The sequence below is a fragment of the Brevibacillus laterosporus genome (assembly GCA_007833815.1).
In the GTDB taxonomy this organism is placed as follows: Bacteria; Bacillota; Bacilli; order Brevibacillales; family Brevibacillaceae; genus Brevibacillus_B; species Brevibacillus_B laterosporus_D.
This window is the reverse complement of the sequence record CP033464.1, coordinates 173,778-187,170: the sequence shown is the minus strand read 5'-3', so window position 1 is coordinate 187,170 and position 13,393 is coordinate 173,778. Positions and strand designations below refer to the sequence as shown.

At 40.4% G+C, this 13,393-nt stretch carries 13 protein-coding genes and 1 pseudogene; 10 read left to right on the top strand and 4 right to left on the bottom strand.

Annotated features, from left to right (window positions below):
- Positions 1 to 555 precede the first annotated feature (555 nt).
- Positions 556 to 1,560 (bottom strand): NAD(P)/FAD-dependent oxidoreductase, encoded by a 1,005-nt coding sequence (locus EEL30_02060; GenBank protein ID QDX91268.1) that lies wholly within the window; start codon positions 1,558 to 1,560, stop codon positions 556 to 558.
- A 388-nt stretch (positions 1,561 to 1,948) separates the two neighbouring features.
- Here EEL30_02060 and EEL30_02055 point away from each other — a divergent pair, with 388 nt between their 5' ends.
- From EEL30_02055 to EEL30_02030, 6 genes are all read left to right on the top strand, one after another.
- Entirely contained in the window at positions 1,949 to 3,148 is a 1,200-nt protein-coding gene (locus EEL30_02055) for an NAD(P)/FAD-dependent oxidoreductase (protein ID QDX91267.1), read from the top strand.
- An 11-nt stretch (positions 3,149 to 3,159) separates the two neighbouring features.
- Entirely contained in the window at positions 3,160 to 3,414 is a 255-nt protein-coding gene (locus tag EEL30_02050) for a hypothetical protein (protein ID QDX91266.1), read from the top strand.
- 123 nt (positions 3,415 to 3,537) lie between these two features.
- A complete protein-coding gene (locus tag EEL30_02045) occupies positions 3,538 to 4,014 on the top strand; it encodes an NUDIX domain-containing protein (GenBank protein QDX91265.1) in 477 nt (158 codons plus the stop codon).
- 517 nt (positions 4,015 to 4,531) lie between these two features.
- Positions 4,532 to 5,721, top strand: a protein-coding gene (locus EEL30_02040; GenBank protein ID QDX91264.1) for an IS3 family transposase whose coding sequence is annotated in 2 segments (ribosomal slippage) — positions 4,532 to 4,832 and positions 4,832 to 5,721 — 1,191 coding nt in all. Because the reading frame shifts where the segments join, the coding sequence is not laid out codon by codon here.
- A 183-nt stretch (positions 5,722 to 5,904) separates the two neighbouring features.
- Positions 5,905 to 6,180 (top strand): hypothetical protein, encoded by a 276-nt coding sequence (locus tag EEL30_02035; GenBank protein ID QDX95643.1) that lies wholly within the window; start codon positions 5,905 to 5,907, stop codon positions 6,178 to 6,180.
- Positions 6,181 to 6,440: 260 nt separating this feature from the next.
- Entirely contained in the window at positions 6,441 to 7,121 is a 681-nt protein-coding gene (locus tag EEL30_02030; GenBank protein ID QDX95642.1) for a hypothetical protein, read from the top strand.
- A gap of 95 nt (positions 7,122 to 7,216) precedes the next feature.
- Here EEL30_02030 and EEL30_02025 read toward each other — a convergent pair whose 3' ends face one another.
- Together EEL30_02025 and EEL30_02020 are read right to left on the bottom strand one after the other, a co-directional pair.
- Complete coding sequence (locus EEL30_02025) at positions 7,217 to 8,044, bottom strand: cobalamin-binding protein (protein QDX91263.1); 828 nt, start codon at positions 8,042 to 8,044, stop codon at positions 7,217 to 7,219.
- Between the two features lie 66 nt (positions 8,045 to 8,110).
- Positions 8,111 to 8,545 (bottom strand): divergent PAP2 family protein, encoded by a 435-nt coding sequence (locus EEL30_02020; protein QDX91262.1) that lies wholly within the window; start codon positions 8,543 to 8,545, stop codon positions 8,111 to 8,113.
- 239 nt (positions 8,546 to 8,784) lie between these two features.
- Here EEL30_02020 and EEL30_02015 point away from each other — a divergent pair, with 239 nt between their 5' ends.
- The 4 genes from EEL30_02015 to EEL30_02000 all read left to right on the top strand — a co-directional run bounded on the left by EEL30_02015 (position 8,785) and on the right by EEL30_02000 (position 11,837).
- Positions 8,785 to 9,183 carry a DUF309 domain-containing protein gene (locus EEL30_02015; protein ID QDX91261.1) on the top strand — a complete coding sequence of 133 codons (399 nt, stop codon included), beginning with the start codon at positions 8,785 to 8,787 and terminating at the stop codon, positions 9,181 to 9,183.
- Positions 9,184 to 9,269: 86 nt separating this feature from the next.
- Positions 9,270 to 10,766, top strand: a complete 1,497-nt coding sequence (locus tag EEL30_02010) for a leucyl aminopeptidase (protein ID QDX91260.1) — start codon at positions 9,270 to 9,272, stop codon at positions 10,764 to 10,766.
- A gap of 31 nt (positions 10,767 to 10,797) precedes the next feature.
- Positions 10,798 to 11,229, top strand: coding sequence for a CoA-binding protein (locus tag EEL30_02005; GenBank protein ID QDX91259.1), 432 nt, complete (start codon positions 10,798 to 10,800; stop codon positions 11,227 to 11,229).
- Positions 11,230 to 11,243: 14 nt separating this feature from the next.
- Entirely contained in the window at positions 11,244 to 11,837 is a 594-nt protein-coding gene (locus tag EEL30_02000) for a sulfite oxidase-like oxidoreductase (protein QDX91258.1), read from the top strand.
- 122 nt (positions 11,838 to 11,959) lie between these two features.
- On the opposite strand, the pseudogene EEL30_01995 reads toward EEL30_02000, so the two are convergent.
- A pseudogene (locus EEL30_01995) lies at positions 11,960 to 13,261 on the bottom strand (IS1182 family transposase).
- Positions 13,262 to 13,393 lie beyond the last annotated feature (132 nt).

The following is a 13,393-nucleotide window of genomic DNA, read 5'->3' as shown; positions in this document are numbered from 1 at the left end:
CTTATGGACAAGAAACCATATAAGACGTTTTACAAGATGTTTCTACACGCTGTTCTTTCTTATTTTACTCGAAAGGGCAGGTAAAAAAGAAGTAAAGAATGAATGGATAACAAAAAAAGGCACAAACTCAAAAGAGTGTGCCTAGTCTATTTGAAACGAAGTCGCGCTCTGTTCCTGTACGGGTACTATTTTGGAGCATCCGCACTCTGTACAACTACATATATGCAAACAGAGATGAGGGAGTAAATCAGCATATCCATTTGATTTCTTACTATCATCTATGGAGAGATATGGGCTGTAATCCCCTTGATAATCGGAGAGTTTTCCCTTGTCTTGGAAATAGCTACGGCAATTGGGACAGCGTGCTAATAATTGCTGGAAACCATTGCAGATTGGACAAATGGAGTTGTTCATATCGCACCTCCTAGAAATAGAGTGTACGAGTTGATAAAAGGTTATACCAAAAAAACTCCCTTCTTACTAATTTAGAAGGGAGGGAACAGTATGTGAATTAGCAATGTTCTGTCTATATAGGTAGGCGGTTTTTGATGTTGTTTATAAATTCATGCTCGAGGAGTGGCCAGGTTGTAGTTTGGCATTTGGATTGATGTAAGCAATCGCATTGTTAACAGCGGTTGGGGCTTCTCCAAAACCAACTGCAATCAATTTTACTTTTCCAGGGTACGTAGCAATATCACCTGCCGCATAAATACCAGGGACACTGGTCTCCATTTTAGAGTTTACAACAATGGAGTTCTTCTCTAATTGAATGCCCCAGTTTTTGATTGGTCCTAAAGATGAAATGAAGCCGAAGTTCACGATTACATCATCTACTTCTATTTCTGTTAACTCTTTGCTGGTGCTATGTTCAATTGTCAGGCTAGTGATTCTGCCTTGATTGGATTGGATGGAGGAAAGTTCATAAGGAGTTAATACGTTCACCCGAGAAGCCATCATGTTCTCTACACTATGTTCATGGGCACGGAATTTATCGCGACGATGAACGATATGTACTTCTTTCGCAATCGGCTCCAACATCATTGCCCAATCGACAGCGGAATCTCCACCACCAAATAGAACAACGCGTTTATCTTTAAATGTATTCAGATCGGTAACGAAATAATGTAGGTTGCTTTTTTCAAAGCTCATGGAGTCGGGATGCTCCAGACGACGAGGTTCAAACGCACCAACTCCGGCTGTTATAATAACAGCTTTTGAGTAATGCACACCTTTGTCTGTAGTAATTTCTAGGTTTTTATCCGCTTGTTTTGCTACGTTTTCAACCTTTTCTTCCAAGCAAATGGTAGGGTTAAAATGAGAGATTTGTTGCTTTAGGCCATCTACCAATTCCTGTGCGCGCACTTTAGGAAATCCTGCTACATCATAGATATACTTTTCCGGATAAAGCGCACTTAATTGTCCACCTAATTGTGGCATGCTTTCGATGATTTTCACGCTCGCTTGACGCATACCGCCATAAAAAGCCGTAAATAAACCAGCGGGACCCCCACCAATAATAGTTAGATCGTATACCTGCTCATCTCGTTTTAATGAACTCAAAGCCCCATACACCTCCATATTCACTATAAAAATGCTAAACCACTTACTATTATATACAGGCAAACACATGAAAAAAAAGAGAAAGTATGATTCAACAACATTTTAGAGCAAAATTCGGCAATTTTGTGTCAAAAACCACTTGCAAAGCTCGAAAAATGTCTCTATTATTAGTTTGTGTTAGTGAAATATGTGCAATTTTTCACAGATATTTGATTTTTTTCACTGTGACATGCTTACTTTTCACTGTAATTTTTTTAGATAACCACTGATGCAATTATTTTATTATGATGCAGGGAACAGTATAAATACTATCGTTTGTCGTGAAAAAAAACACATAATGCAAGATGATTCTGAAAAATTCGTAACGAGAAATGGAAGGAGTTTACCCATGAGCACACCAAAGATTCTAATCCTGGGGGCAGGTTATGGCGGCGTTACTACCGCTTGTGAACTGCAAAAAAAACTAAATCATAATGAAGCAGAAGTAACGCTAGTCAGCAAACATGATTATCACTATCTAACTACATGGCTTCACGAGCCAGCTGCAGGTACAATGCCAGCTAGTCGCGCTCAAATTTTCCTAAATGAAATCATTGATAAAAATAAAGTAAATGTAATTAAAGGTACTGTTGCAAACATTTCTGGCGAACAACAAAAAGTAACGCTTGAAGATGGAAGCGAACTAGAATACGACTATCTTGTTATTGGTCTAGGTAGTGACCCAGAAACATTTGGTATCGAAGGTCTAAAGGAAAATGCACTTACAATCCGTAGCATCAATGCGGTTCAAAAAATTAAAGAACACATTGAATATATGTTTGCTTCTTATAATAGCGAACCAGAACGTACGGATTATTTGACGTTTGTGGTTGGTGGAGCAGGGTTCACAGGAATTGAGTTCTCCGGTGAATTGGTAAACCGTATTCCAGAACTTTGCCGTGAATATAACATTGACCCATCTTTGGTGAAAGTATATAGCATTGAAGCAGCACCAAGTGCATTGCCTGGATTTGATAAAGACCTAGTAGATTATGCAATGAATCTATTGAGTAGCAAAGGTGTTGAATTCAAGATCAATACACCTATTAAACAATGCACGCCAGATGGTGTAATCCTTGCTACAGGTGAGGAAATTAAATCTAAAACCGTAATTTGGACAGGTGGGGTTCGTGGGAATTCTGTTGTTGAAAAATCCGGTTTTGAAGTAATGCGTGGACGTGTTAAAGTAGACGAATTCATGCGTGCTCCTGGTTATGAGAACGTATTTGTCATTGGTGACTGCGCGTTGGTATTCAATGCTGAAGGTCGTCCATATCCACCGACTGCTCAAATCTCTATTCAAGAGGGCGAAAACGTATCCCGCAACTTGAAAGCTTTGGTTCGCGGTGAAAAACTAGCAATTGTACCTTTCGTACCGAATATGCAAGGTACACTTGCTTCTCTTGGTAAAGGTGAGGGTATGGGTATCATCTTTAATAAGAAAAAATTGTTTGGTCTATCTGCCGCTTTGATGAAAAAAGGTAGTGACGTTCGTTACCTATACAAAATCGGCGGAATTGGAATGATCCTGAAAAAAATTCGTCTCTAGGAGAGTAGCGAATGCGCCATGCTAGTGTACAGGTAAGAGGACTTCTTACACGTGAAGAGCTAGACCGATATAATGCGCTTATGGATGTCGGAGCTTATTTGGAACAACAAGAACGATATGATTTGTCCTATCACATTCAAAGCGAAGTGGATCTTCTGATAATGCCCGCCATCGAACGCCTGAAAGAAAAAGGTCGAGAGCGTGATCAGGAGAATCTGCGGTACATGATTGATCATGGTTTATTGGATATTCATGAGGAAGAGTAATCGTTGCTCGTAACAATAAGGCTGGTAGCCCTCCTGTCTCTTTTTAATTAAGAAGAGATGGGAGGGTTTTTGTGTTTTGATAGAAGCGTATACTGAACAAGGAGAGTAAGTTAGGAGGATTCTATGCGAAAGTCTAAGGTCTGGATTGCAGCTGGTGGTATCGTGATTAAAGGTGATGAAGTTCTGGTTGTTAAAAAGACATATGGGGGTCTAAAAGGCAAATGGTCTTTCCCCGCTGGTTTTGTGGAACCGGGGGAGACAGTGGACGAGGCAGCAGTGCGAGAGGTGATGGAAGAGACTGGTATCGTGGCGCATGTTCGGCAAGTGGCAGCTTTGCGTACCGGCGTGATTCGTGAAGAGATTAGTGACAACATGATTGTATTTTTGATGGATTACATCGAAGGCGAGCCACAACCTCAAGCAGGTGAGATCGAGATTGCTACTTTTATGCCCATTCATCATTTACTTACCGATCCACTTGCGACAGAGTACATTCAGATTATCTTGCCTCATGTTCCAACCATGTCATCGTATCTAGTAGGGAAACAATACGAGCCTGATCCCGTATTTGGTTATTCAAGCTATAAGATTTTTACCTAAATAAATGTACAAGATGCTTCGATTGATGGATATACGCTCTGAAATAGTCAGAAAAAACCTGATGATTCCGCTTACATCAGGTTTTTTGGTTCTTTTTGCAACAAACAAGAGTGGAAATCCCTTGAAAATGCTGTTATTATTTTAAAAACTAAATTATCTGAAAATAAAAGAAAAAGAAATGAGGAGAGGAACAATGATGAAACATACTGAAGAAGCGTGTCCGTATTGTAAAGGGGAGGGCTATTTTCACGTAGCGGTTGGTGGAACGGAGAATTGTCCGAGCTGTAAAGGTAATGGAATGGATATTGGACTGTATCAGGAACTAGAACCGATGCGACCTTAATATATTGGAACAAAAAATGATAGAGAGACTGGAAGAGAGCATGGATGGAAAATGAAATAGAAATAACCTGAAGTAGCCCGACGACATTTGGTATTATCCCCTTTGAGTAGACAGTGTAAAAAGCCCACTCACCTAGCGGTGGGTGCTACACTATCCTCGGAGGGGATTTTTCGTATGGCTAAAAAAGGACAAACATTTCAACGATATACGATGGAATTTAAACAGAAGGCTATTGCTCTTTACGAACAAAAAGGGATCAGCTATGAAGCGATTGCCAAAGAATTGGGAGTGCCTAGTCCTACTCAGATCAAGAATTGGGTCAGGAAATACCGAGACGGAGATGGTTTAGAGGATCAACGAGGTAAAACATCTAAAAGAGATAATCCTTTTATAGGGCGTCCACGTACAAAATTCACTAACGTGGAAGAGGAAAGAGATTATTTAAAAGCGCAGGTAGAATACTTAAAAAAGCGTTATCCAAATCTACACGGGGAGGGTGGGTTTCAAAAGTAGCTCGGTTTGCGGTTATTGATCAGTTGGTAAGGAAGTACCCTGTTACTTGGTTAGTGGAGATAGCCAAAGTTTCCCGCGCTGGTTACTACAAGTGGAAACATACGCAAGAAGAACGTGCAAAAAGGCAACAACATAATAAACTCATAAAGGAACATATGATGGCGATTCATCGTGTACATCCATACTTCGGTTATCCAAGAATGCGAATTGCATTGAGAAAGAAAGGATTTATTGTGAATCACAAGAGGGTATATCGGTTGATGAAGGAGATGAACGTTCAGTCCATCATTCGTAAGAAACGGCGCTTTTTTGGTAAAACTGCATCCATTGTTAACCCTAACTTACTTAATCGAAAGTTCACAGCCGAAAAACCAAATCAATTGTATGTAACAGATATTACATTTGTAGCACTGAACGATCGATTTTATTACCTATCGGTAATCCAAGATCTCTTTAACAACGAAGTTGTTGCCTGGAAGGTTTCTCATCGGAATGATTTAAAACTTGTTTTAGATACTCTGGAGCAGTTAGCAAAACAAAGAGACGTGCAGGAAGCCATCCTGCATTCTGATCAGGGCTTCCAATACACGTCTAAGCAGTACAATAAGAGACTGAGGGAGTTTGGCGTGAGAGGAAGCCACTCTCGCAAAGGAAACTGCCTCGATAACGCCTGCATAGAATCCTTCTTTTCTCATCTCAAAACAGAGACATTGTACTTTTCTGAGTGTAAAACAGATGAAGAGCTCTTTCAAGCCATTGAAAAGTACATATGGTTTTATAACCATGAACGATTTCAGAAAAAACTAAACCAGTGTGCCCCGGTCGAATACCGGAACACACTGGCTGCTTAGGCTTTTTTAATGCTGTCTACTTGACAGGGGTAAGTCCAATTCTTAGGATGCAGGGCTACTTTTTTGTTTTGAGTAAAAAGCAAAGCTTAATTTCAACAAGTTGTTCAATTGACCGTTAATGCACTTTTGGATACACTAAAGTCAGAAAATAAACCAAATTCGGAGGTATCTCCTGTTATGTTTATGGCATTAAACCCAATAACACTTATCATCTCTGTTGTGTTATTTAGTATTTTAGGCTTTGGCATCGGCTTTATCTTAAATATGCTATTAAAAACGACATGGCTTCCTTTTGCACTTACTATTGGATTAATTGGTTACGTAGTCGTTTCTCTCATTGTAAAAAATACGCCACCATCTGTTTGGGACTATCTTGTGTTGTATGCCGGAATTGTGGGTACTTTTGCTAGTGGCTGGACAATTCAAACCTTACGTAAAAAGGGTTATCGAATGTTTTAATCTTTGCAACCAAAATGAAGCGAACGTAAAAGCTATCTCAATGTCAAGTAATGGCAGAGGGGTAGCTTTTTTTTTATTTGTAATTGAAATGCCACAGGGCGTTACTGTAAAAAAGAAAAATAAAATAAGCGTTGCAAAAACATCGCTTATTCAAAAAAGTAGCATCCTTACCATAGGGGTGCTTTTGTTCTCTAGTAAATAATTGTATATCTCCTCTCATTCTTGGAAATGACTAGATGGTGAGAGGAGGCAAATAGATGATGAAATGGGTACGTTTTGTGAGTTTGCTCACGATTAGTATGGCACTCCTGCTTGTTCTTACGACAGACGGCTATTCTTCTACTACTATCATTGATGCAGGAGGCACTACCAGTTCACTCGGTTTGCACGAGAAAAAAGAAGGCTACAAAATGATCAAGAAAAGATATGTGCTTTCAAGTTCCATGACAGAAACAAATATGGACGTACAAAAGAACAATCAATGGCAAAACAACCAATTAGGAAATAGGATAAATAAATCAGATGTTACAGCCGCATTAGGCCAATATCCAAAGGTAAGGGTTGTGGCGACTGGTTATTATGCCGGCGTAGAATCAACTGGAAAGAGCCCAGGACATCCTTCTTATGGCATTACGTACTCTGGAATCAAGGTACAACGTGGGACCTACTCTACGATTGCTGCTGACTTACATATTTTTCCGCTTGGTACGGTATTGTACGTTCCTGGCTATGGTTATGGAGTAGTTGCAGATAAAGGTGGAGCGATTCGTGGTAAGAAGCTAGATTTGTATTTCAATACAAAAAATGATGTATACAGCCAGTGGGGTAAGCGTGAAGTAGAGGTATTTGTCATTCATCGTGGGAAAGGTTATGTAAATGAGGAAATGATGAAGGCCTTGAATAAAGATGGTGTAGAAGCTTTTGCAAGAATTACAAATTAAAAAGGAAAACAGACCTGGAGCAAAATTCAATTGTGCCAGGTCTGTTTCTGCTAGTAAAGGGCATTCCTCTTTATGGACGAGCGTATAAGTTATAACTACGGCTCTGTTGGAACCGAAGACGTAGTAAGCGCCGATTTATCTAAAGAAATGCCAAGAGAAGGATGTAGAACTTTTATTAGCTGCTCCAATCCCTCTAGCAATCGGGGAGAAGGGCGACAATATAGTCCTTCTTCTAAAATATGTACGTCATTTTTCTGTATGGCGGTAACTTGTTGCCATTCTGGGCGTTCTTTAATCATAGAAGATTTAATTCTTTTGATTTCAATCCCACACCAGACTACCATGATATGATCAGGATTTCTCTCTGCTACTTGATCACGGGTGGTTTTTACATTATCAGTGTTGTAATCAGCGAACACATTTGTAGCGCCTGCTAACTCACTTACATTGGTTAGCCAGTTTGTGCGACCAGGTGTATACAATGGATTTGGCCACCATTCCCAGTATAGGGTGGGGCGGTCATTTACATGTTTGGTTAGCATACGAATCTGCTCGATACGCTCGGTAAAATGTGTAGCTACCTGTTCTGCTTTTTCAATCCGATTGATTGATCTGCCCACCTCGCGAATATTTTCTGCGATATCTGAGATGTGAGAAGGATTTAGGATAATATAAGGAAGATTGCGTTTCTTTAACTCCTCAATATTCTTTTCCATTCCAGGGACGCTCAGTGATGCTATCACTAGATCAGGCTGTAGAGCTTCCACCTTATTCATATCGATGGTCAGGTCTGGTCCTACTTTAGGTAGGTGCTGCCATTCCAATGGCCAATCTGAATGATCATCAAGGGCAATAACGTGCTCACCTGCATCCAACGCATACAAAATCTCAGTATTACTTGGACATAGCGAGATAATTCTCACATCTACTTCCTCCCCCATGTGAGTAAGTTTACCAGAGTGGATGTAGGCACAAAGAGACAATGATACCTAACCAGCCCCCATAAATACCTCGATTGGTTGATGACCTAGAAGCTCTTTTAATTTTTTTGTTTTTTCTGTGCGAGCATGTACTTTGAAGGTTTTCATACCTTCCAGTAAATGGTTAAATTCCTCTACTAGTTTATTCAATACGACGGCTTGCATGCCAGCATGACGACGAACGCCAGTTGCATCAAACATAACGATGACGCCGATGATGGCTGAAATAGCAAAGGCATTGCTCGATAACCCTTCCTCAAGAGCAACAGCAGTAGAAAGTGCGGTGACGGCGGCGGAATGGGAACTGGGCATGCCCCCCGTGCTGAACATCAGTGGCCAACTCCATTCGCGGGTCGCCAGATAATTCAGGGGGATTTTGATGAATTGGGCCATCCCAATCGCCAAAAGCGCCGACCACAAAGGGAAATTGTCTAAGATGGTCATGCAGATATTCCGTTCCTTTCGTATAGACTTAATCCTACATGTTATTGTAACAGAAACTGAATATAGACTTCCTTAACTTTTTCTTAGGTATGATAAAGATTACGCATTTATCCTTGTAAATATTATTTCCAACTTGTTGAGCTTTGACTAGAGGAAGATTCTTGCACGATTAAGATAAAAGGCCGATTTGTCTATTTCCATGTATGATATGATTAGGAAAAAACCCGGGAGTGAGCACCATGCAACAGCGATATCCCGAGCAATATCTTCAGTTTTTTGTCAAATTTAATGAACGAGAATTTTATGAGTGTCATGATTTGTTGGAAGACATTTGGATGGAACAAAAAACAAATAAATTTTTACAAGGTTTGCTCCAAATGTCTGTAGGCTTGTATCATTTGGAATGTGGCAATATAAAGGGTGCACGTTGGATGTTTACGAATGCTCATAAATACCTAGAAGCTTATGCACCGAAATATTGGGATTTGTCAGTAAATGAAGTGCTTCTTTATTTAGAGAAGTGTCTACAAGCCTTGCCATCATCTGAGAGGATTCCGTATGATGAAGTAGAAAAGCTGGAATTCCCCTATCGTACATTCCAGTTGGTTACGAAGGAAAATACAGACTCGGAAAAGTAGGTAATAGAAAAAATAAGGTGGCACGTATATCAAGTGTAAGTAATAGCAAGATATAGGGTGCACATGTAAGAAACGAGGGAACAGCATTGATACATATAGAAACGAAGACCTCTTCCTATTTGGAAAAAAAAACGGATTATCTAATCATACCGATCTATCAGGATCAGACAATACACACTGATGAATGGAATAACTTAGATACAGCATTCCACCAGCAAATCTCACATATGATAAAAGCAGGAGAGATAAGTGATCAAAAGGGCAAAGTAACCATAATACATACACTCGGACAATTGTCAGTTACTCGATTGGTATTTGTGGGTATGGGAGTAATGACAGGACTTGATTTTGTTTCAGCAAGAGATGCGTTTGCTAAAGTTGTTCAACAGCTTAAAGTCGAAGCTTCTGAGAAAAGCCTTTCAATCCTACTGACAGAACAAACTGATCTGGACATGGAGCGATTGACTCAAGCAGTGGGTGAAGCATTTTTGCTGGGAACTTATGCATATGAAGGCTACCGAGCTATTTCGAAAAACAAACCTTCTTTTCAAACAGTAGAAATTTTAGTACATGATGAGCAAAAAGATAAAGCAGAAAGAGGATTACAGGTTGCACAAGCATTTGGTACAGGGACGAATTTGGCCCGTACGTTAGTCAATGAGCCAGGGAATTACTTACCACCGCATGAATTGGCACGAAGAGCGATTGAGATGGCGAAACGATATGGAATGAGCTATGAGCTTCTGGCAAAAGATAAACTGGAGGAGCTGAACATGGGCGGTGTTTTATCTGTCGCACAGGGCAGTGCCGAGTTACCGTATGTGGTTGTAGTTAAGTACCAAGGAAAAGAGCAGTGGGAAGATGTGATTGGTCTGATTGGAAAAGGGGTAACCTTTGATACAGGCGGAATCTCAATCAAACCGGTCACTGGAATGGAAGATATGAAAACGGATATGGGTGGAAGTGCAGCAATGATTGGTGCTATGGAAGCGATCGGTCGCCTGCAACCAGCTGTAAATATCATGATGGTTATTGGATGCGTAGAAAATATGCCATCTGGAACGGCGTTTAAGCCAGGTGATGTTATTACTACGATGAGCGGTAAAACGGTAGAGATCATTACTACTGATGCAGAGGGCCGACTGGTTCTGGCAGATTGCATCACGTATGCGAAGCAGCAAGGTGTATCTTGCCTTGTAGATTGCGCTACGCTAACGGGTGGTGTCGTGGTTGCCTTAGGGCATGTATCTACAGGGTTAATGACCAATAATCAGCAATTGGCTAACGAGCTGTTCCAAGCTGCCGATTATTGTGGAGAGCGCTTGTGGCAGTTACCAACGTTCCCGGAATACCGAGAATTGAATAAAAGCCACGTAGCCGACCTAAAAAATTCAGGTGGGAGATACGGTCATGCGATTATTGCTGGGGTATTCTTGCAAGAGTTTGCTGAAGACACTCCATGGGTTCATTTAGATATCGCAGGAACTGCCTCACAGACCAAACCAACTCCATTAGGACCAATCGGTGCTACAGGTGCAATGGTTCGCTCCATTGCTCAATTTCTGTTACAACGCACCAAGTAAGGTGCCCAAAATATAAATGAGGTGAAGAAGCATGGCATTTACAAATCCAACAAATGACGAGCGCAGAACGATTTTAGAAGAAGCGAAAACGATTGCCGTTGTAGGATGCTCTAATCGCTCAGACCGTACGAGCTACATGATTGCTGAAGCTCTTCAACAAGCAGGGTATCACGTAATTCCAGTCAATCCAACAATTGCAGGGGAAACCGTGTTGGGTGAGACAGTGATTGCTTCCCTTACTGATATTGACACACCTGTTGACATTGTAAATGTGTTCCGTCGTAGTGAAGAGACTATACCTGTTGCCGAAGACACCATCAAGATGGCTCATAAACCTAAAGTTTTTTGGTTACAGCAAGGAATCTATAACGAAAAAGCTGCTCAATTAGTAGAAGAGAATGGCATTATAGCTATCATGGATCATTGCATCAAGGTAGATCATGCTATTTTGGTACGAAAGTAAAGGAGCGATGTCATATGTTCTATGGATTAAGCCGTGGCTCCAAAGATGATCGCGTTCCCCCTAATCAAAAGGTAACGACAGGCTTTCCTGTGCTTCATTATGGTAATGTACCAGAGTATAAAGACTTGAGTCAGTGGGATTTTCGGATTTTTGGAGCGGTAGAGGAAGAAAAAACGCTCAGCTTTACGGAATTTAAAGGGCTACCTCTAGGGGAAACAAGTAACGATATTCATTGTGTGACAGGCTGGTCCAAGCTCGATAACGTATGGGAAGGTGTACCTGTAGAAGAAGTGCTGAGGCTGGTCAACATTAAGCCTGAAGCCAAATATGTGTTGCTCCATGCAGAAGAAGGCTGGACAACCAACATGCCATTGGAAGATTTTATGGCAAAAGGTAATTTATTTGCGTTTAAACATAATGGCGAGGATTTAACACCGGACCATGGCTATCCATTGCGCTTTGTAATTCCGCATCTTTACTTTTGGAAGAGTGCAAAATGGGTTCGTGGCATTGAGTTTTTGGAGAAGGATAAGCCTGGTTTTTGGGAGAAGAATGGATACCATATGTACGGGGACCCTTTCCGAGAACAACGGTATGCTTGGGATTAATTGGAACAAAAGAGGCGGTTTTCCGCCTCAGACTGTGGAGAAACCCAATTTATTATTTAACCTCAAGTAGTATTTGATTGTTCTCGTTGCACGAAGTGCATGAAAAAAGATCGTTCTCTACCTTAGCTACTCTTAGCGAGGTGAAGAGCGATCTTTTTTATATTCTGTACAGTTGCCGTCAGTAGCACCTGCTCCTGTACATTTGCTTTTCTCCGTAAACGGCAGTAGCGAAGTCCATGCAGTTCTTTCGAATCTGCAAAACTTCGCTCTATCGTTTGATATCGCAGTCTATATAGATATCTTCCAGATTTACTAAGTCGGTTCTGACGAACCCATTCTTTGCTGTTTTCCCCAGACATGTCTTACAATGATCAGCATTTGATTTATACATTCTGAAGCCAGTACGATCTGTTGTCGTGTACGCTAGCTCATGTTTCTGTGGACATATGTATACATTATTATCTGGATCGAAAGTAAAACGCCATTTTTTAAATAGCCCTTTAACGGGAGTAAATGAACGATGTCCAATGACTGCAAAAATATTCTTGTCATGTAAAGCCTTGCATATTGGAGCCGTTAAGTAGCCAGCATCTCATGCAACAGCTTCTAGAGAATGGCTAAATTGAAACTTATTGATCTGATGTTCCAAGCGATTTATATAGGGGACGGAGTCATGAACATTACCTGCTGTTACAAAAACATCTGTAATAATATTAAATTTATGATCAACAGTTCGATGATCAAGGTAAAAGAAGCCTTCGGGCTTTCCATCGCGAACCATATAGTCACTTTCTGGGTCGGTCGTGCTTACTTTCATTTCTTTTTGTTCAATCACTCCCTCTCTAGTTTTCAGTTCTTTTTTCCTTGAGAAGCACGATCTTCAGTAACTGCTTCCTCTAAATCCTTTAGATACTCTTTGGGTGTTTTTTCTACTATTTGTTTAACGAATTTTCGTTTGTTGGCGTTAGCCTTTACATGTGTAGAATCAGTAATAAGAACACGCCCTCCAACCATGCGATGTTTATTGCGAGACGGACAATTTCATCAAAAATATATTAAAAAATAGGGGTGTCCTTAAAACGATTGCGTCGATTCCAGCTAATAGCGGAATGGTCAGGTACTCTGTCTAAAAGAGACAAATCTAAAAACCAACGATAAGCAACATTGGTCTGAATTTCTCTTTCTAGTTGTCGTTCTGAACGGATACCGTAAAGGTATCCAATAAAAATCATCTTAAACAGCATGACCGGATCTATGGAGGGTCTACCATTGTCTTGACAATAGTATGGACGTACACTTTCTGTAATAAAAGAAAAATCAATATTTCCTTGAATTATTCGTAGGAGGTGCCCTTCGGGTACAAGCTCATCCAAACATACAAGTTCATATTGCATTTGAACATTCTTATCATTGGTACGAAGCATCTCGAGCACCATCCTAACTAAATAGTTTTTATAATATTATAACAAATTAATACAAAGAAAAACCCCAACAAAAATGGAGGGCACTGAAAAAGTCCACTTAACAAAAAAAAGGTATAATCCCTCATTTTTCGA